Origin of the sequence: Calidifontibacillus erzurumensis, from assembly GCF_013303125.1 — a bacterium.
Classification (GTDB): domain Bacteria; phylum Bacillota; class Bacilli; order Bacillales; family Bacillaceae_J; genus Calidifontibacillus; species Calidifontibacillus erzurumensis.
Map to the genome: position 1 here is coordinate 1 of NZ_JABTTE010000007.1, position 20944 is coordinate 20944.

The 20944-nt window shown below is 36.5% G+C and carries 20 protein-coding genes and 2 other annotated features; of the genes, 19 read left to right on the top strand and 1 reads right to left on the bottom strand.

Translation table 11 applies throughout. The features are described from left to right. The first annotated feature begins 92 nt into the window (after positions 1 to 92). From polA to HR057_RS07080, 17 genes are all read left to right on the top strand, one after another. Entirely contained in the window at positions 93 to 2726 is a 2634-nt protein-coding gene (gene polA / locus HR057_RS07000; protein ID WP_173730727.1) for a DNA polymerase I, read from the top strand. Positions 2727 to 2920: 194 nt separating this feature from the next. Then, entirely contained in the window at positions 2921 to 3745 is an 825-nt protein-coding gene (mutM, locus tag HR057_RS07005) for a DNA-formamidopyrimidine glycosylase (protein ID WP_173730728.1), read from the top strand. Positions 3746 to 3951: 206 nt separating this feature from the next. Beyond that, positions 3952 to 4551 (top strand): dephospho-CoA kinase, encoded by a 600-nt coding sequence (gene coaE, locus HR057_RS07010; protein WP_173730729.1) that lies wholly within the window; start codon positions 3952 to 3954, stop codon positions 4549 to 4551. Positions 4552 to 4684: 133 nt separating this feature from the next. Beyond that, positions 4685 to 5719 (top strand): glyceraldehyde-3-phosphate dehydrogenase, encoded by a 1035-nt coding sequence (locus HR057_RS07015; protein WP_173730730.1) that lies wholly within the window; start codon positions 4685 to 4687, stop codon positions 5717 to 5719. Positions 5720 to 6010: 291 nt separating this feature from the next. Continuing rightward, a complete protein-coding gene (gene speD / locus HR057_RS07020) occupies positions 6011 to 6397 on the top strand; it encodes an adenosylmethionine decarboxylase (protein ID WP_173730731.1) in 387 nt (128 codons plus the stop codon). 291 nt (positions 6398 to 6688) lie between these two features. Then, complete coding sequence (locus tag HR057_RS07025) at positions 6689 to 7138, top strand: hypothetical protein (protein WP_173730732.1); 450 nt, start codon at positions 6689 to 6691, stop codon at positions 7136 to 7138. Positions 7139 to 7668: 530 nt separating this feature from the next. Continuing rightward, positions 7669 to 8127, top strand: a complete 459-nt coding sequence (gene nrdR, locus HR057_RS07030; RefSeq protein ID WP_173730733.1) for a transcriptional regulator NrdR — start codon at positions 7669 to 7671, stop codon at positions 8125 to 8127. Between the two features lie 83 nt (positions 8128 to 8210). After that, positions 8211 to 9647: a replication initiation and membrane attachment family protein gene (locus tag HR057_RS07035; RefSeq protein ID WP_173730734.1), complete on the top strand. Its 1437-nt coding sequence runs from the start codon at positions 8211 to 8213 to the stop codon at positions 9645 to 9647. Between the two features lie 3 nt (positions 9648 to 9650). Further along, the gene (locus HR057_RS07040; protein ID WP_173730735.1) at positions 9651 to 10487 is read left to right on the top strand and encodes an ATP-binding protein; all 837 of its coding nucleotides are present in this window, start codon (positions 9651 to 9653) and stop codon (positions 10485 to 10487) included. Between the two features lie 96 nt (positions 10488 to 10583). Beyond that, complete coding sequence (gene ytxC / locus HR057_RS07045; RefSeq protein ID WP_173730736.1) at positions 10584 to 11441, top strand: putative sporulation protein YtxC; 858 nt, start codon at positions 10584 to 10586, stop codon at positions 11439 to 11441. A gap of 469 nt (positions 11442 to 11910) precedes the next feature. Continuing rightward, entirely contained in the window at positions 11911 to 13857 is a 1947-nt protein-coding gene (thrS, locus tag HR057_RS07050; RefSeq protein WP_173730737.1) for a threonine--tRNA ligase, read from the top strand. Positions 13858 to 14221: 364 nt separating this feature from the next. Continuing rightward, positions 14222 to 14352, top strand: a sequence feature (ribosomal protein L20 leader region). Positions 14353 to 14391: 39 nt separating this feature from the next. Further along, complete coding sequence (infC, locus tag HR057_RS07055) at positions 14392 to 14919, top strand: translation initiation factor IF-3 (RefSeq protein ID WP_173730825.1); 528 nt, start codon at positions 14392 to 14394, stop codon at positions 14917 to 14919. 92 nt (positions 14920 to 15011) lie between these two features. Beyond that, complete coding sequence (gene rpmI / locus HR057_RS07060) at positions 15012 to 15209, top strand: 50S ribosomal protein L35 (RefSeq protein WP_173730738.1); 198 nt, start codon at positions 15012 to 15014, stop codon at positions 15207 to 15209. An 81-nt stretch (positions 15210 to 15290) separates the two neighbouring features. Further along, on the top strand, positions 15291 to 15647 hold the full coding sequence (gene rplT / locus HR057_RS07065) for a 50S ribosomal protein L20 (RefSeq protein ID WP_173730739.1): 357 nt from the start codon (positions 15291 to 15293) through the stop codon (positions 15645 to 15647). An 88-nt stretch (positions 15648 to 15735) separates the two neighbouring features. After that, complete coding sequence (locus HR057_RS07070; RefSeq protein ID WP_173730740.1) at positions 15736 to 16005, top strand: DUF1294 domain-containing protein; 270 nt, start codon at positions 15736 to 15738, stop codon at positions 16003 to 16005. Positions 16006 to 16281: 276 nt separating this feature from the next. Then, a complete protein-coding gene (locus HR057_RS07075; RefSeq protein WP_173730741.1) occupies positions 16282 to 16767 on the top strand; it encodes a dUTP diphosphatase in 486 nt (161 codons plus the stop codon). 106 nt (positions 16768 to 16873) lie between these two features. Then, positions 16874 to 17962, top strand: a complete 1089-nt coding sequence (locus tag HR057_RS07080; RefSeq protein WP_173730742.1) for a M42 family metallopeptidase — start codon at positions 16874 to 16876, stop codon at positions 17960 to 17962. A 135-nt stretch (positions 17963 to 18097) separates the two neighbouring features. Here HR057_RS07080 and sspI read toward each other — a convergent pair whose 3' ends face one another. Further along, positions 18098 to 18313, bottom strand: a complete 216-nt coding sequence (sspI, locus tag HR057_RS07085) for a small acid-soluble spore protein SspI (RefSeq protein ID WP_173730743.1) — start codon at positions 18311 to 18313, stop codon at positions 18098 to 18100. Between the two features lie 358 nt (positions 18314 to 18671). Between sspI and HR057_RS07090 the strand changes: the two genes are divergently transcribed. Continuing rightward, positions 18672 to 19424: a TrmH family RNA methyltransferase gene (locus tag HR057_RS07090; RefSeq protein ID WP_173730826.1), complete on the top strand. Its 753-nt coding sequence runs from the start codon at positions 18672 to 18674 to the stop codon at positions 19422 to 19424. A 190-nt stretch (positions 19425 to 19614) separates the two neighbouring features. After that, positions 19615 to 19853, top strand: a binding site (T-box leader). A 58-nt stretch (positions 19854 to 19911) separates the two neighbouring features. Continuing rightward, positions 19912 to 20943 (top strand): phenylalanine--tRNA ligase subunit alpha, encoded by a 1032-nt coding sequence (gene pheS, locus HR057_RS07095; protein WP_173730744.1) that lies wholly within the window; start codon positions 19912 to 19914, stop codon positions 20941 to 20943. Position 20944: the final 1 nt, after the last annotated feature.

Sequence of the window (20944 nt, forward strand, 5' to 3'; positions counted from 1 at the left end):
ATTAACAGCGCTCGGCTTTTGTTTTTTTCGTTATGGTAAAATATATAGTAAGAAAAAAATGGATGGGCGCTTTTTATTCGAGGAGGTTTTTTATGTCAAATCAGAAAATTGTTTTAATTGATGGAAACAGCATTGCTTATCGGGCTTTTTTTGCCTTGCCGCTATTGAATAATGACAAAGGTGTTTATACAAATGCAGTTTATGGTTTCACGATGATTTTGATGAAAGTGTTGGAGGAAGAAAATCCAACTCACATATTAGTTGCTTTTGATGCAGGCAAAACAACATTTCGTCATCAAACGTTTTCAGAATATAAGGGCGGCCGTGAAAAAACTCCGCTTGAACTTTCGGAACAATTGCCTTTTATTCGGGAAGTGTTAGATGCTTTTAACATTCCGCGCTATGAGCTGGAACAATATGAAGCAGATGATATTATCGGTACATTAGCCAAACAGGCAGAAAAAGAAAAAGTTGAAGTAAAAATTATTACCGGTGATAAAGATTTGCTCCAGCTTGTTTCTGATTATGTAACAGTTTTGCACACGAAAAAAGGAATTACCGATGTTGAAGTTTATGATGTTGAAAAAATTAAAGAAAAATATCAATTAACACCTAAGCAAATCATTGATATGAAGGGATTAATGGGAGATTCTTCCGATAATATTCCGGGTGTACCAGGAGTTGGAGAGAAAACAGCCATTAAGTTATTAACTCAATTTGGTACCCTTGAAAATACATTAGATTCAGTTCATGAAGTAAGCGGGAAAAAATTACAGGAAAAATTAATAGAACATAAAGAGCAGGCGCTAATGTCAAAACAGCTTGCAACCATTCATTGTGACGCTCCGATTGATATTACACTTCAAGATATTAACCGGAAGGAAATGAACAAAGAAAACGTCATTAAAATTTTTAAAGAGCTCGGCTTCACTTCTTTGCTTGAACGTATAGGTGATGCTGACGAAACATCTCAGGCAGAATTTGCTGAGATCGAATATAAAATTGTTGATGAACTCAGTGAAGCATTGTTGCTAGATGAAGCAGCATTAGTAGTTGAAATCATTGATGAAAATTACCATGAAGCAGATATTGTTGGTTTTTCTATTGTTAATAAAAAGGAAAAACTTTACATACCTACTGAAATTGCGCTTCAATCTGCCATTTTTAAAAACTGGCTGGAGGATGAGAGCAAGAAGAAAATTGTATTTGATGCTAAGCAGGCGATGACAGCCCTTAAATGGAGGGGAATTTCATTAAAAGGGGTCGAATTCGACCTATTAATTGCCTCTTATCTTTTAAATCCTTCCGAAACAGCCCATGAAATTACCGATGTCGCCAAACGATATGGCTATATGAATATTCATGCAGATGAAGTTGTATACGGTAAAGGTGCCAAACGGAAGGTGCCGTCTCAAGATGAGCTTGCTGACCATCTAGTCCGCAAAGCTGATGCTATTTTCCAAGTAAAAGATCAAGCGATTAAGCATTTGAAAGATAATAATCAGTATGATTTATTCAGAAATTTAGAATTGCCGCTATCATTTATTTTAAGTGAAATGGAATATACTGGTGTGATGGTTGATATTAACCGGCTTGAAAAAATGGGTCAAGAGCTTGATGTACAGCTAAAAGAAATCGAAGAAAAAATATATGAATTGGCTGGAGAGCCATTTAATATTAATTCACCAAAACAGCTGGGAGCTATTTTATTTGAAAAATTGCAGTTGCCTCCTGTCAAAAAGACAAAAACTGGCTATTCGACATCGGCGGATGTTCTTGAAAAATTAGCTGATATGCATGAAATGATTCCGCTTTTACTTCATTACCGTCAGCTTGGCAAATTGAAATCAACTTACATTGAAGGTTTGTTAAAAGTCGTTCATCGCGACACATCAAAAATTCATACCCGATTTAATCAAGCATTGACGCAGACGGGGCGTTTAAGTTCTACTGAACCTAATTTACAAAATATACCAATTCGTATGGAAGAAGGTAGAAAAATTAGACAAGCATTCATTCCATCAGAAGAAGACTGGGTTATTTTTGCAGCTGATTATTCACAAATTGAACTTAGGGTATTAGCTCATATAGCGAAAGATGAGAAGTTAATCGAAGCGTTTCGTGAAGGAAAAGATATTCATACGAAAACAGCAATGGATGTCTTTCATGTTGATGAAAAAGACGTGACACCAAATATGCGCCGCCAAGCGAAAGCAGTCAACTTCGGAATCATTTATGGAATCAGTGATTTCGGATTATCACAAAACCTTGGAATTACAAGAAAAGAAGCTGCTAAATTTATCGAACAATATTTTAAAAGCTTCCCAGGGGTAAAAAAATATATGGATGAAATTGTCTTGAAAGCTAAAGAAAATGGATATGTGACAACGCTCTTAAATAGACGCCGATATTTACCGGATATTACGAGCCGGAATTTTAATGTGCGCAGCTTTGCCGAAAGAACGGCTATGAATACACCTATTCAAGGAAGCGCTGCAGACATCATCAAAAAAGCAATGATCGATATGGTCGAGCGCCTGAAAAAAGAAAATTTAAAAACACGCCTATTATTGCAAGTTCATGATGAATTGATATTTGAAGCACCGAAAAGTGAAATAGAGAAATTAACAAAAATTGTACCGGAAGTTATGGAAAATGCCATCCAATTAGACGTCCCATTAAAAGTTGATTATAGCTATGGACCAACATGGTTCGATGCGAAATAATCTTTTTTGGTGCCGGAGACGGTACCGCAGAGGGGTCAGGCACCGCCCCGCAGATGGTGCCGGAGACGATACCGCAGAGGGGTCAGGCACCGCCCCGTAGATGGTGCCGGAGACGGTACAGTAGAAGGGTCTAACCCCGCCCTGCAGATAGTGCCGGAGACACGCAAAACGAAAAGTAAGGAGGTGGCCAACGGTTGCCTGAATTGCCAGAAGTTGAGACGATTCGAAGAACGTTATTAAAGTTAATACAAGGAAAAACGATTGCCCAAGTTGATGTTTTTTGGCCGAAATTGGTGAAAGAGCCTGCAGATATTTATGAGTTCCAAAAGAATTTAACGGGGCAATCAATACAAGATATTGGAAGAAGAGGAAAATTTATAAAGATTCTTTTGGATGATTTTGTGTTAATTTCCCATTTGCGGATGGAAGGTCGATATGGTCTGTTTTCAAAAGAAGACCCGATTGAACAACATACTCACGCTCTCATTACGTTTACAGACGGGACTGAACTGCGTTACCGTGATGTACGGAAATTTGGAACGATGCATTTAATTAAAAAAGGATTGGAAGAAAAAGTTCCTCCTTTAGTGGACTTAGGTGTTGAACCTTTTTCTGATGCATTCACTGATGAATACTTATGGGAAAAATTGAAAAAAACAAATCGAAAGATCAAAGTTGCTCTTCTAGATCAAAAAATAGTCGTTGGCCTTGGGAATATTTATGTTGATGAAGCTTTGTTTCGGGCTGGAATTCATCCGGAACGACAAGCAAATTCATTGCAACCAGAAGAAATAAAAGTGTTGCACCGCGAAATTATCTCTACCTTGCAAGAAGCAGTTGCCAAAGGGGGGAGCACAATTCGCTCATATGTTAACAGCCAAGGTGAAATTGGCATGTTTCAACTCGAATTGTTCGTTTATGCGCGCAATAATGAACAATGCAAAAAGTGTGGTACAACCATTCAAAAAATTAAAGTGGGAGGCAGAGGAACGCATTTTTGCCCGAAATGTCAAAATTGAAGAACGTACATAGTAAATTTCATTGCCTGTTAAAAACTTCAAATCTAAGGACAATGAAAAAAGGGACGACTAACAAAGGATCGTCCGCAAAAAACTCTGCCCAAAAGGTAATAGATCCTACGACGGGTTTCGTAAAAAACGGATTGGCAGTTATAATCAAAAGCCTACCGGTCGGAGGGATATAAGCAATTAAAAGGGGGAAACTAATGACAACGATAATTGGTTTAACCGGCGGGATTGCCAGCGGAAAAAGCACTGTTGCAAAAATGCTGAAAAATTATGGAATTCCTATTATTGATGCCGATGTCATTGCCCGAGAAGTTGTTGAAGTAGGCGAAGAAGCTTATTACAAAATTGTCGAGGCTTTTGGGAAAGACATCTTGCATGAAGATGGCACCATTCATCGTGAAAAATTGGGTGCTATTGTTTTTAATGACGAAGAACAGCGCAAGAAGTTAAACAGCATCGTTCATCCGGCCGTTCGCACCCGAATGAATGAACTAAAACAAAAATATATCGAAGGCGGAGAAAAAACGATTGTTCTGGATATCCCGCTTTTATTTGAAAGCAAATTAACCCATCTCGTTGATAAAATTATTCTTGTGTATGTTGATTACGATGTTCAGGTAAAAAGATTAATGGAACGCAATCATTTTACCCGTGAACAAGCAGAAGCAAGAATCAAAGCTCAAATGCCTTTAAAAGATAAAATTTCTTTAGCTGATGCGGTTTTATACAACAACGGTACAATATCCGAAACAGAGAAGCAATTAGCGGAAGTATTAAAAAAGTGGCAAATAATATAACATTATTTTATATTTAAATTAATATTTCTAATTTATTTTTTGAAAAAATGTGTTTTTGTCTAAACATTTTTTATCGATTTATGTTATACTAATTTTACATTAAGTATAACATAATCCGGAAGGAGACAATAAAGTGAAGGCAAGAGTAGCGATTAATAGTTTTGGACGTATAGGTAGAATGTTTTTCAGAAAGGCAATTTTTGAGGATTCATTTGACATTGTTGCTATTAACGCAAGCTATCCAGCTGAAACTTTAGCACATATGCTAAAATATGATACTGTTCATGGAAAATTCCAAGGAACTGTTGAAGTTGAAGAAAATGCGCTTATCGTTAATGGCAAACGCGTACAGCTATTAGACCAACGTGACCCTAAACAACTTCCATGGAAAGAGTTAAATATAGATATTGTTATTGAAGCAACAGGAAAATTTAATTCAAAAGAAAAAGCAAGTGCACATATTGAAGCAGGTGCTAAAAAAGTAATTATTACAGCACCAGCAAAAAATGAGGATATTACAATTGTAATCGGTGTAAACGAAGATAAATATGATCATGAAAAACATCATATTATTTCCAATGCTTCTTGTACAACAAACTGCTTAGCACCAGTTGTAAAAGTATTAAATGATGAATTTGGCATTGAAAATGGTTTGATGACAACTGTTCATGCTTATACAAATGACCAAAAAAATGTGGATAATCCACATAAAAAAGATCTTCGTCGTGCTCGCGCTTGCGCACAATCTATTATTCCAACTACAACTGGAGCAGCTAAAGCGATTGCGACTGTTATGCCTGAAATGGCTGGCAAACTGCATGGCATTGCTTTGCGCGTTCCAACACCAAATGTTTCTTTAGTTGACCTTGTAGTTGACTTGAAGCGCAATGTTACGATTGAAGAAGTAAACGAGGCGCTTAAAAAAGCAGCAGAAGGCCCATTAAAAGGCATTTTAGGAATTACTTATGAACCACTAGTTTCAGTTGACTTTAACACTGATGATCGTTCAGGTATTGTTGACGGCCTTTCAACAATGGTAATTGGTGACAGAAAAGTAAAAGTTTTGGTTTGGTATGATAATGAATGGGGTTATTCATGCCGCGTTGTAGATTTAGCGAAATTAGTGGCAAAAGGTATTGAAAAAGCTGCTGAAGTAACTGTATCTTAATGCGAAAAATTTCCCGAAAAATAGTTATTAATTTTTATGAATAATAGGCAGATGGTTAAGCAAGCATCTGCCTTTTTTATATACTATAAGAAAATCTTTTAATATTTTTTAGATTTATGGTTGCAAAATAAAAGTAAACAACGTATACTATGATTCGTGAACTTAAAACAACGGCGAAGAAAAATGTGACTACTTAAAGGGTTAGGACCTCTTTGGACTAACTTTCCCCCGTGGTAGTTTACATGTGTGCTTCGGAATATTTTAAATATATTTTTATAAGGGGGACGTACTATGGATACTATGGGTCGTCATGTTATTTCTGAGCTTTGGGGCTGTAATGAAGAAAAGCTAAATGATATGAAATGGCTTGAAAAAACATTTGTTGATGCAGCACTTAAAGCTGGTGCTGAAATTAGAGAAGTTGCTTTCCACAAGTTTGCACCTCAAGGTGTAAGTGGAGTTGTGATCATTTCGGAATCTCATTTAACTATTCACAGCTTTCCTGAGCATGGTTATGCAAGCATCGATGTTTATACTTGCGGTGAACGAATTGATCCAAATGTAGCAGCAGACTACATTGCTGACGAACTTGAAGCAACTGTTAGAGAAAACATTGAAGTACCACGCGGCATGGGTCCGGTACAAGTAAATCAAAAAAAGGTTGTAAAAGCACTATAAAAATTGATGAACAATCGAATTTTACAAAGAGAGACTTATAAGCAGTCTCTCTTTTTATTTTTTGCTCTGACAAAAATAAAAGTTAATGTTCTTTTTGCCTATGTAGTTGTTAAAATGATTTGAATTTGGGGTAAAAAGAAAAGCTTGATCATTCATCTATTTCAAAAATTTAACATATATCGAAAAAGAGAGAGTTTTAACGCATAGCTCTATCTTTGACCCTATAATTAAAGAAATCATGTTTGAAAGCCTTTGGACCATTCTGAACAAAGTATGTTGAAGGTGAGATATATGGAATATTGGAGATTAATTGAAAATCCAACAGGGAAAACTTATCAACAGTTCATCAAAGTACTATGTGATCATTCTAATAAGTTTTACTTTGTAACAAGAAAAGAGTTTACTTATAACAAAAAGGTGCTTGACCAATTTCAGCCATATGTCATAGAAACTTATAAAACAAAAAAATGGGCAAATACAATTACAAAAGGTTCACCTGCGACGGTGTATGTCATTCGGGCAAATAAAGAAACTTGTAAATTATTGCAACAATTATCAAATTCACTATACGATTGGATAGCTCCAAATTTACCAGAAGACTTAACGTTTATAAAAGATAATGTTGCTTGGTTCACGTGTACTACACATGAAAAAATTGGGGGATTTTCTATTAGTTCTGACGATTATAGAAATTTAATAAGTAAAATACAGGGTTTAAAAGTAGAAAAGGAACAACATTAATATTACCATTTATAATTTTTATGAATTTCCGAGAAAAAGTTTCCGATCATAAGAAGGGGGTTGGCTTAATGATTGTGTAAGAGATTCCAAACATCGCAAATCTTGATGGTCGAAAATAGCAAGCATAGACCTTCACTTGGTGTAAAATAACTCAAATACCGCTAATCTCTTATGAAGGAAAAAATCAAATAAGTACAGCCTTTCATTTGGTGGGAGATTCCCTAACCACAGCAAATTTTGAAACAATGCAAATTACAATATTTTGAACTAGCAAGTCGACTTAGCCTAACTATTTGGTAAGGATTCCCAAACACCACTATTCTTTGATGGAGTGAATTAGCAAGCAAGCTTACCCCAAACATCTGGTGGGAGATTACAAAAATACTAACCTCAATCAAAACGAAAAGTGTTATTGATATTAGTCCTTATTTTATAAACATTTCCTTTTAAAAATTCTTGTGAATAAACCTTGTTTTCGTTATGATAGAAAGTAAGATACGGTTATTGGGTTTTTTAACGGAGTTGATAGTATGAGATGTCCACAATGCCAATATAATGGGACAAGGGTTCTCGATTCCCGTCCTGTCGAAGAAGGGCGTTCCATTCGTAGAAGAAGAGAATGTGAACAATGCCATTATCGGTTTACTACGTTTGAGAAAGTTGAAGAAATTCCTCTAATTGTAGTAAAAAAAGGCGGAACGAGAGAAGAATTTAGTAGAGAAAAAATGCTCAGAGGACTTATTAAAGCATGTGAAAAAAGACCTGTTCCATTGCAAGTGCTTGAAGAGATTACGAGTTCAATCGAAAAGGAATTACGGAATCAAGGAATATCTGAAATAAAAAGTGAAGCCATCGGTGAAATGGTGATGGAACAATTGGCAAAAGTGGATGAAGTTGCTTATGTTCGTTTTGCATCCGTTTATCGTCAATTTAAAGATATTAACGTGTTTATAGAAGAATTAAAGGAATTAATTAAAAGAGAAAAATAAAAAAACAAAAGGGCTTCTTTCGTAGAAAGCTCTTTTTCTACTTAAAGGAAAGGATAACCTAATTTTTAAGGCGGGATTAAATCATGAGTGAACATTGGAAAGAATTGCTTCCCATTGATGAATATATCGTACGGACTAATGGGCTCCTTCATGACTTTGATCGGCAAGTACTGACAATGTTATATCAACCATTAATTGGAGCGACCTGCTTTAGTTTATATATGACCCTTTGGGGTGAAACGGAAGCCCGATCTCCTCTTGTAAATAAACATTATCATTTAATGTGCATCACCCAGTTGAATTTAAAACAAATACTTGAGGAACGAAAAAAGCTTGAAGGAATTGGTCTATTAAAAACGTATGTAAAACACGATGATTTCCACCGAACATTTATATACGAATTGCAACCGCCGCTTTCACCACAAGATTTTTTCAATGATGGAGTTTTAAATATATATCTATATAACCGACTTGGAAAATCAGGATTTAATAAAGTAAAGCAATTCTTTTCATATGAAAAAATAAATAAAGACGATTATGAAGAAGTCACGAGCGCCTTTAGCGCTGTTTTTTCATCATTACATCCATCGGAATTACAAGTTTATAATAACGAAATGAACATTGCCTTAAATAGCTGTGAGAACAGCGAGTTTGTTCATCGCCAAAACCCTCCCGGAATTTTTATCATCGAAGAATTATTCGATTTTCCATTGTTTTTTGCGGGTATATCTGATTCGCTAATACCGAAAGATGCATTTACCGATCAAGTGCGGGAAGTCATTGCTAAGCTTGCTTTTTTATATAAAATCGATCCGATTGAAATGAAAAAAGTTGTTATTCAAGCGCTTGATGAACATGATCAAATCGACATCGAGCAATTAAGAAAAGCTGCAAGAGATTATTATCAATTTATGAACGGTGATACATTGCCAAGCTTAGTGACGAGAACACAGCCTTTGCCATTAAGGTCAAATCAAACCCAAACAGCCGATCCTTCAAATAAAGAAGAACAATTAATTCAATATTTGGAATCCATATCACCCTACCAATTTCTCGTTGACCTATCAGGCGGTGTAGAACCATCAGTTGCCGATTTACAAATCGTTGAACATGTTATGATTAATCAAAAGCTGCCCCCTGGCGTTGTCAATGTTCTCATCCATTATGTTATGCTGAGAACAGATATGAAGCTTTCTAAAAACTACGTAGAAAAAATTGCGGCCCACTGGGCTCGGAAAGAAATTAAAACGGTAAAACAAGCGATGAATCTGGCAAAAGAAGAACACCGTCAATATCAAGAATGGGCATCGGACAAGCAAAAGAAAGAAAAGAAGAGCAGCCAAACAAACCAAAGATTTGGCAAAGAACAATTGACTTTAGACATGAAACGAAGATTACTCATGCTGGGTGCCGATGAACAAGAAGAAAAGACAGTGTCGAAAAATGTGGAATTAACCGAAGAAGAACGAAAGAAAAGAAGAGAGAAAATGTTCAACCTTTTAGAAGGAAAGAGGGAGTAGGAATTGCGAAACGTTGGCATCATATTAGCTGACATGTTTGGTCAAATGTTCAATGAGCCAAAAACTGTTCATGAGTACTTTTGTGAGGGCTGCAACAATTTAGTTAAAGTACAAGTACTTCCCATTTTAGGTGGACCGAATAAAGGGAAGCTTGAGGAGTTTAAAATCGGCTGCAAATGTCAAGACAAAGCATTAGCGCTTGAAATTGAAAAAAATGTAGAGCTATTAAGGAAAGAACGCTTTTTCCGCTATTTTAATCAAAATTCTCTCATGAATGAGGATATTAAAAATGCAACATTTGAAAACTATGAACCTACTACGAATCTTCAAGTAGATGTCAAAGATTTTTGCATGGCCTATGCGGAAAAGTTTAGCTTAGAAAAAGATCCGCCGAAAAATTTACTGATTTATGGTGATACCGGCATCGGAAAAACCCACTTGGCTGTTTCCATTTTAAAAGCGGTGATAGAAAAGGAATACAGCGGCTTGTTTATCAGTTTACCGCTTTTACTCACATTCATTAAAAATACTTATTCAAAATATGATGAAAGTGGTTTGACCGTTGTAGATATTTTAACAAAAATGAAAGAAATTGATTTGCTCGTACTCGATGATTTAGGTGCTGAAGCAGGCTCCAACCATGATATTCAAAAGATTTTTGAACTATTAGATTCAAGGCTTGGCAAACCGACGATTTATACGACAAACTTAAACTATGAACAGTTTATCGCTATGTTTGGAAAAAGAAATACATCAAGATTATTAAAAAATACAATCATTATTAAATTGGATGGAGCGGATTATCGAAAAAAAGATGTAAATCTTGAAGAATGGCATTAAATCTACCTATCTATGATGATAGGTATTTTTTTTATGTTATCCCCATATACATGTAACAGGTATTTGCTGTCCAACAGCAAAAGGGGGATCATACTAATGATTACAATCCAATTTCGCGAAAAAAAAGATGCTGTATTGTTTTTTCAATATTTAAAAGAACATGACCATCCGAATACCGGGCTTGTTCATGCAAATATTATTTTTGAACCAGAAGTTCTTGTAAAAATAAATAGTGACGAATGTTTTGATGCGATCATTTCCACTGTAATGATCCCGGTTTTGTTGAAATACATTATTAAAACAGTTGAAGTTAAGTGGATGAAAGAAATGATACGGGATATGTTTTATTTTACGGATGAGGAAGAGCAACGCCAAATCATGTCTATTGCTAGAGCGATCATTGAAGGGGAAAAACAAGAACTGCCTGCCGCAATCAAACTTAATGAATATATGCCTCGTGATGCGATGATTGAAAATGCTTTAAAAGATTTTTTGACAGGGAGTGTTTCTTTTTCATTTGAATCATTTTTGCAGTTTCGTTTAAAAGATTATCGTTTTCGTCTCGCACGCTATATTGAAGCAGCTATTGATGAATACAAATTGGAACAAGAATATCAAAATTTCGTTGAAAATCTACGCAACTATGTTTATGGAAAAGATGCCCTCATGGATACGGTTCATTTAGTTTATGATAAAGAGTTCAAATTTTTTGACAGAAATTTTAATGAAATTAGTAAAGAACAGCTCCGGTATTTAATTGATGAACAACTAGTAAAAATTGAAGATCTTGATGTGGAATCATTAGTCGTAGCGCCGCTCATTTCGATCGCTCCTAGGACGATTTATTTGTACACCGATGATGATGACCATGGACTCATCCAGACGATTCAAAATATTTTTTTGGAACGTGCTGTTTTGTTGCCGATGACTGCCTTTCAAAAGAAAAGTAAATAGTAATCTTGATTTTATTTAAATATGTGCTTATAATACGTACATAGTAAATCAATAAGAAATCAGTAATGATGAGGACATGGGTTATTTTTACGGTATTTTAGAGAGGAAAGCCTTGGCTGCAAGCTTTCTATACACGGAAAATAACTTACCACCTCTAAACTTCAACGGGACAAACCGTTGACGGCAACAACCGTTATCCTACTTCGAGCCACAGTTTGACTATTTTATTAAGAGAGAAATTGATCAAACTTTTGGAGGGAATGAGAAGCAACGAGATTTAGGAAACGAAGGAAAGAGAAGCGGAGTGTAGGTTTAACCCTACGTGAGCATCGAAAGACCGAGTTGACATCGAGATCCATTGCTTTCATTTGCCGACTGTGGGAAGAAGGGTGGAACCACGAGTATAACACTCGTCCCTTGTCTTGAGGGATGGGTGTTTTTTATTTTGCAGAAAAAAGGAGTGTTAAAAATGGCGGAATCAATTAAAATTACATTTCCAGATGGTGCTGTAAAGGAATTTGCAAAAGGTACAACAACTGAGGAAATCGCTGCATCAATTAGTCCCGGATTAAAGAAAAATGCGCTTGCAGGTAAATTGAATGGAAAGCCAATTGATTTACGGACTCCGATTGAAGAAGATGGTGCGATCGAAATCATTACGTACGATACACCTGAAGGTCTTGAAATTTTACGTCATAGTACAGCTCATTTAATGGCACAGGCAATAAAGCGTTTATATGGTAATGTAAAATTAGGGGTTGGACCTGTTATTGAAAATGGTTTTTATTACGATATTGATATGGAACAGTCATTAACTCCTGAAGACTTGCCTAAAATTGAGAAAGAAATGCAGCGGATCATTGATGCGAATTTGCCGGTTGAACGCCGTGTAGTCACTCGCGAAGAAGCGATCAAAATGTATGAAGAGATCGGTGATCATCTAAAAATTGAATTAATTAACGATATTCCAGAAGGGGAAACAATTACGATTTATTCTCAAGGTGAATTTTTTGACCTTTGCCGCGGTGTTCATGTGCCATCAACAGGCAAATTAAAAGTTTTTAAACTGATGAACATTGCCGGTGCTTATTGGAGAGGCGACAGCAAAAATAAAATGCTGCAACGCATCTATGGTACAGCTTTTCCGAAGAAAGAACAGTTGAACGAACATTTGCGCATGCTTGAAGAAGCAAAAGAACGCGATCATCGTAAACTAGGTAAAGAATTAAATTTATTTACAGTGTCTCAATTAGTTGGACAAGGTCTGCCTTTATGGCTTCCAAAAGGAGCTACAATCCGACGTCAGATTGAAAGATATATTGTTGATTTAGAAGAAAAGCTTGGCTATAACCATGTATATACACCAGTGTTAGGAAGCGTAGATCTTTATAAAACTTCTGGCCACTGGGATCATTATCATGAAGACATGTTCCCTCCAATGGAAATGGATAATGAACAATTGGTGCTCCGCCCGATGAACTGTCCGCATCACATGATGGTCTATAAAAACAGTTTACACAGTTATCGGGAATTGCCAATTCGCATTGCTGAACTCGGAACAATGCACCGATATGAAATGTCAGGTGCCTTATCAGGACTTCAGCGTGTACGGGGCATGACATTAAATGATGCTCATATTTTTGTTCGTCCGGACCAAATCAAAGATGAATTTAAGCGCGTTGTCAATTTAATTCTTGCTGTTTATAAAGATTTTAATTTTAAAAACTATGCTTTCCGTTTGTCCTACCGCGATCCACAAGATAAAGAAAAGTATTATGATGATGATGCGATGTGGGAAAAGGCACAATCGATGTTAAAAGAAGCGATGGACGAATTAGGACTTGATTATTATGAAGCTGAAGGGGAAGCTGCCTTTTATGGTCCAAAACTTGATGTGCAAGTGAAGACTGCTTTAGGAAAAGATGAAACATTATCCACTGTTCAGTTGGATTTCTTATTACCTGAGCGTTTCGATTTAACATATATCGGCGAAGACGGCAAACCACACCGTCCAGTTGTTATTCACCGCGGTGTAGTATCAACGATGGAACGCTTTGTAGCTTTCTTAATTGAGGAGTATAAAGGGGCCTTCCCAACATGGCTTGCACCTGTGCAAGTGAAGGTTATCCCGGTATCAAGCGAGGCTCATCTCAATTACGCCAAAGAAGTGGAAGAAAAATTGAGAATGGAAGGCTTCCGAGTGGAAATCGACGAGCGGGATGAGAAAATCGGCTATAAAATTCGAGAAGCACAAATGCAAAAAATCCCATACATGCTCGTTGTTGGTGATCAAGAAATTAAAGACAATAGCGTCAATGTCCGCAAATATGGCGAAAAAGATTCAAAAACCGTTCCGTTTGCTGAATTTATCCAAGCTTTGAAAATTGAAGTGGAACGGAAAGGACATGTTGAATAAGTTGGCGAATTTTATTTATTTTCCAGGCTGGCTCATTTTGTGCGCCAGCCTTTTTAAAAATTGTTAGGAAGGGCAAGACTTTACAAAAGTTTTTCGAACGAAATTTTTTTAAAAGGCTGATCGAAACTAATTTGCTTCTCACAGTTGCTGGTATTCATTGTAAAGTAGTTTGTGTAAAAAAGGATATGCAGAAACAAAAAAACTTGCAACATATCGTATCTTACGTTAATATAAAGATCGTTGCTATTGATGAATGATTGTGGATAAAATAAACCTACATAAAACACAATAGATCAACATCACTCCTCTTGACATCTTTTTTTGACTGTGATATTATTTTTAAGTCAAATTCAATATTTCATTGTGGTACAAGTAGAGGCACCCGCTTCTCACCTGCTTGACGCGTGATTTGTTGTTGACAGGTTATACACAATCTCGGTTATAGTAGATCGTGAAACGTGGGTGTAGTATGTATACCGACGTTTTTTTTCGTATAAACGTCGTTAAAATGAAAGGTTTCAAAAAAAATTGGAGGTGGCACTTATTAATAAAACCTTATTAGTAAACGAGGAAATTCGTGCCCGCGAAGTTCGTCTCGTTGGTCCTAATGGCGATCAAATCGGTATTAAATCGAGAAATGAAGCTTTAGAAATGGCCCAAAATGCTAACTTGGATTTAGTGATGGTTGCGCCTAATGCAAAACCGCCTGTTTGCCGGATTATGGATTATGGCAAATATCGGTATGAGCAGCAGAAAAAAGAGAAAGAAGCACGTAAAAATCAAAAGGTTATCAATATTAAGGAAGTCCGCTTAAGCCCTAGTATTGAAGAACATGATTTTAATACTAAGCTTCGCAGTGCAATTAAATTTTTGGAAAAAGGCGACAAAGTAAAAGCTACAATCCGTTTCAAAGGCCGTGCAATTACTCATAAAGAAATCGGCCAACGTGTGCTTGACCGATTTGCGGAGCAATGTTCAGAAATAAGCGTAGTTGAACAAAAGCCGAAATTAGAAGGTCGCAGTATGTTTATTGTTCTAGCACCTAAACAAGATCATAAGTAATTTGCAAAATAAAACTTCTCATTGATGGCCATACATTGATGAAGTATTAGATGAATACAAGATTCAGCAGTGATATTAAGGAGGAAAAAGACATGCCAAAAATGAAAACTCATAGAGCATCAGCAAAACGTTTCAAAAAAACAGGAACTGGCAAAGTGAAACGTTCACATGCATATACAAGCCACTTATTTGCAAATAAAGATCAAAAAGTAAAACGTAAACTTCGTAAAAGCACTTTAGTTAGCGCTGGTGACTATAAGCGCATTAAGCAAATGATTGCAAACTTATAATATTTTTTTGAATATATTTGTAACGAATGCAACAATTAACCAACTATTGAAATTCGGAAATGGATTACAGGAGGGAATCACATGCCAAGAGTTAAAGGCGGTACAGTTACACGTCGTCGTCGTAAACGTGTATTAAAACTAGCAAAAGGTTATTTTGGTTCTAAACATAGATTATTTAAAGTTGCTAAGCAACAAGTAATGAAATCATTAATGTACGCTTATCGTGATCGTCGTCAGAAAAAACGCGACTTCCGTAAGCTTTGGATTACACGTATTAATGCAGCTGCACGTATGAATGGTCTTTCATACAGCCGTATGATGCACGGATTAAAAGTTGCTGGCATCGAAATCAACCGTAAAATGCTTGCAGAACTTGCTGTAAGCGACGAAAAAGCATTTGCTGAATTAGCACAAAAAGCAAAAGCAAGCTTACAATAAGAAAAGCGAAAGCATTCAGCTAAATAAATAATAAGAGGTCATTCCGCATCTAGGAATGGCCTTTTTTTCGATAGAAGGAGATTTTTAAATGAAAATACTGTTCGGCTTTCTTTTAATCCTCAACATTATTGGCTTTCTCATGATGGGAATTGACAAAAAGCGTTCGCAAAAAAGTCAATGGAGGGTGCCGGAGAAGAGGTTTTGGATTCTTGGAATTCTTGGTGCAGGAATTGGTTTATACGCAGGAATGAAAGTGTATCGGCATAAAACGAAACATCGAGCATTTACGGTCGGCATGCCATTCATCATACTATTAAATCTATTGGTCTATGTTTTCATTGGGTTAGTTATTAATTAGCAGAAAAAGAAAATATAATGACTGTGCTAACCGTGAAGTTTAGTCGATTTTATTAACAACTAATAGAAATAAGAAAGATATTCATCACCCCTCTATTTGGAGAATCTAATGAACAAAAATCAAATTGATTCACTTTATTACAGCAGTAGGGAAAACAAAGTTCCTACCGATGCCAACGGTGTTTAGAAGAGGCTTTAAGTTTATTTCACCACCACTTGTCTACAGCAGTATACCCAGCAGTGTCTGTCATCAAGCACTAAACGAGGAGGAATAAAATTGTTAAAAAGATTATTTGCCCTTCAAAGAGAATTGGATACCCGGATCGAAAAAGAGCATGGGCTTGAAAATCAAGATTTAATGGATAAGAAAATATTGGCGCTTCTTGTGGAATTAGGCGAACTAGCGAACGAAACGCGTTGTTTTAAATATTGGAGTAAAAAACCGGCAGCGAAACGGGAAGTAATTTTAGAAGAATATGTGGACGGCATCCACTTTATATTATCGATCGGCCTTAATTTAGCGATTGAAGATCAGCTTCAATTAGTGGAACAAACTGAAAAAAGAGATCTAGTCCAGCAGTTTCACTATGTATTCGATAGTATTGCAGCATTTCGAAAAGAAATAAACATGAAAAATTACCAATCCATATTTGCTGAGTATATCCTGCTTGGCAAGCTGCTAGGGTTTTCCGTTGAAGAGATAGAAAAAGCTTACAAAATGAAAAATGAAGTAAATCATAAACGTCAAGATCAAGGCTATTAATATTATAGAAAGAAAAAGTACTTTTTTGTAAATTAGCAACGTTCCCGGTATAATGGTGCTATCCGGATTTTTATGGAAAAATCATGAAGGGGGCTCCATGATACATATGTCAAACCAAATGGATGATACGCTATTAATGTTAAAAGATTTGACTGATGCAAAAGGGATTCCTGGTGATGAACGGGAAGTTCGTGAAGTAATGAAAAAATATATTTCGCCTTATGCCGACGAAATTACTACTGATCATCTTGGCAGCTTGATTGCGAAAAAGGTTGGCAATGAAACGGGACCAAAAATTATGGTAGCTGGGCATCTTGACGAAGTTGGGTTTATGGTCACACAAATTACTGATAAAGGATTTCTCAAATTTCAAACAGTTGGTGGTTGGTGGTCGCAAGTAATGCTCGCTCAGCGGGTCACAGTCATGACTAAAAAAGGAAATATTACAGGGATCATCGGTTCCAAACCACCGCATATACTTTCTCCAGAAGAACGAAAAAAAGTTGTTGACATTAAAGATATGTTTATCGATATTGGTGCATCTAGCAAAGAAGAAGCAATGGAGTGGGGCGTTCGCCCGGGAGACTCAGTCGTTCCGTATTTTGAATTTACAGTGATGAAAAATGAAAAAATGCTGCTTGCAAAAGCTTGGGACAACCGCATCGGTTGTGCGATTGCCATTGAGGTACTTAAACAATTGAAAGATGTGGACCATCCAAATACCGTATACGGCGTTGCAACTGTTCAAGAAGAAGTCGGTTTAAGAGGAGCGAAAACAGCAACTGCACAAATTAAACCGGATATCGGATTTGCCGTAGATGTTGGTATTGCCGGAGATACACCTGGAATATCTGAAAAAGAATCAGTAAGCAAAATGGGTGCAGGACCGCAAATCATGTTATATGATGCATCGCTCGTGTCCCATAAAGGTTTACGTGACTTTGTTGTTAATGTAGCCGAAGAAATGAACATCCCATATCAATTTGATGCAATGCCTGGTGGTGGAACAGACGCTGGTGCCATTCATTTAACAGCAAATGGTGTGCCAGCATTGGCCATTACAATTGCAACTCGCTATATCCATTCAAATGCAGCAATGCTTCACCGTGACGATTTCGAAAATGCAGTAAAATTAATTGTCGAAGTTATAAAACGTTTAGATGCACAAAAAGTAAAAGAAATTATTTATAGTTAATACACAAAATTAAGACATCTCCAATAGCAAATAAAAACGAGGAATCTTCTTATGAAGAAAACCTCGTTTTTTATTGGAGGGTGATTCAATTGTATTATGAATATTTTTTGTTAGTATGCTAATGGAACATGTGTTTTATGCTTGCTTTTGCAATCCTTTTTGCAAGTTGCTAAGCATTTCTTCTTTTTCATCTTCATTGGCATTTTGCCAAATGACTTCGAATAAAACACCAAGACCAGGCAGCATTTTTTCTTCTTGGCTCCGGATGGCATCAATAATTGTATCTTCCAACTCTTCTTTCGTGTTTCCAGATACATTTGAAATGATCGCTTTACGAAGATTTAAATTCATTTTATCAGCACTCCTTTTTTGAACCAATTTCATTCAATAGTGTCTGCAATTTAAATTGGATTATGTAAAAATTTCTAGATATAATGAAACAAGTGGGCTGTCCAGAACTTTTATTTTATATATGAACGCCCTTCTAATATCTTTTAAATCTTTGGTATTTAACACTTTTTTGTTTTAGAGGGTGTTTATTATTTCAAACAAGTCCCCCTTGTCAAAAGTTTGACTGCTAGTCGATGCAGCGTGATAAGTTCATGGAAATCCGATAACTTAAGGAACATTCTCCTATATTAGAAAATGCCGGCAGGATTTTGCTTTTTTGCAATCAAGCAAGTAAAAAAGTTCATGAGGTGGAAAAATGATAAAACGAATTGAATCCACAAAAAATACTCGTGTAAAGCAATGGAAAAAGCTGCATACAAAAAAAGAGCGTGATAAAACAGGTTTATTTTTGATCGAAGGAATGCATTTAATTGAAGAAGCTTTAAAATTTAAAGTTCCGATGGAAGAACTAATTGTCCGTACTGGTACAGAGTATGCGCTATTAGATGTAGGGAATATTGATGTGTATGAGGTAACTGATGAAGTAATGAAGCAAATTTCCGAAACAGAAACTCCCCAAGGGATAGCTGCAGTCTGTCGGAAGATGGAACCTAAAGCCATTGATTTAGCTTCTGCAAAGTTGTTGTTAGTTGATCAGGTACAAGATCCGGGCAATCTTGGAACGATGATACGTACAGCAGATGCTGTAGGATTGGATGCTGTTATTTTAGGTGAAGGCTGTGTCGATCTATATAATGGTAAAGTCATTCGGGCAACCCAAGGCTCTTTATTTCATATTCCGATATTGGAAGGGAATTTAAAAGAGTGGATTAATGAGTTGAAATCGGTCGGCACACCCGTTTTTGGCACAGCATTGGAAGGTGCTAAAAATTATAAAGAAATTGAAGCACCACATAGCTTTGCACTTCTTGTTGGAAATGAAGGTAATGGTGTCAATCCCGAATTATTAAAGGAAACAGATGCAAATTTGTACATTCCTATATATGGGAATGCAGAATCACTAAATGTATCAATTGCTACCGGAATCTTGTTATATCATTTGCGCGGATAAAATTAGCAGCATAGCATGAAATTGAAAAACGAATATTGATAATCCTCACATGAAATAACAAATTCTGTAAAGTGCTGGTGAAAACCGGAATAGAAAATGATTTTGAGAAAACGTTTTGATGCAAACAAATTCCTATAAACGTTTGCAGCTGAAAAAAACATATACTATAATAGTAGATAAAATTTCATAATTAATAGCGATGAAGGAAAGTAGTACGTTACCTCTCAACATACAGGGAGAAGATGCCATAGACTGGAAGCATCTTTATGATTGAAGTAACGGAATTCACTCTGGAGCTGATGCTTGGACCTGAGGGATCCATCCCCAGTAAAGGCATTTCCGGTTAAAGCCGTTATCAAAATGAGGTGAACAGCAAAAATGTGCTGTTAATAAGGGTGGTACCGCGAATGTTAAGCTTTCGTCCCTTGCTTGGGGAAGAAGGCTTTTTTTATTTTACATAGAAAAAAGAAGGAGGATTTTATTCACAATGGAAGACCGTTTAAAACAATTGCAAGCCGAGGCTCTTGAAAAAATTGAGCAGGCTGAAGATTTAAAAACATTAAATGATATCCGAGTTGCTTATTTAGGAAAAAAAGGACCAATTACTGAAATATTGCGTGGCATGGGGAAATTATCTCCAGAAGAGCGGCCAGTGATCGGTCAGCTTGCCAATGATGTTCGTGCAGCTATTCAAGTAAAACTTGAAGAAAAACAGGAAAAACTTAGCAAACTTGAAGTTGAACAAAAACTTGCTGCTGAAACGGTTGATGTTACCCTTCCAGGACGTCCGGTTCGAACAGGAAATCATCATCCGTTAACAGCTGTAATTGAAGAAATTGAAGATTTATTTATCGGCATGGGGTATACGATTGCTGAAGGTCCAGAAGTTGAAAAAGATTATTATAACTTTGAGGCACTCAACCTTCCAAAAGGACACCCTGCCCGTGATATGCAAGATTCATTCTACATAACGGAAGAAATATTATTGCGAACGCATACATCTCCAGTGCAAGCAAGAACGATGGAAAAGCATGAAGGCCTTGGACCGGTAAAAATTATTTGTCCGGGGAAAGTTTATCGCCGCGACAACGATGATGCAACCCATTCCCATCAATTTATGCAAATTGAAGGATTGGTCGTTGATGAAAATATCCGCATGAGCGATTTGAAAGGAACGCTTGAAGTTTTTGCGAAAAAATTGTTTGGCGAAGATCGTAAAATTCGTCTCCGCCCAAGCTTTTTCCCATTTACAGAACCATCCGTTGAGGTCGATGTTTCTTGTATGTGCGGCGGTGATGGCTGCTCTGTTTGCAAACACACAGGTTGGATTGAAATATTGGGAGCAGGAATGGTTCATCCAAATGTCTTGGAAATGGCTGGTTTTGATTCGAAAAAGTATACTGGATTTGCTTTTGGAATGGGACCGGAACGTATTGCCATGTTAAAATACGGCATCGATGATATTCGTCATTTTTATACAAATGATATTCGCTTCTTAAAACAATTTAATCGTGCTTAAT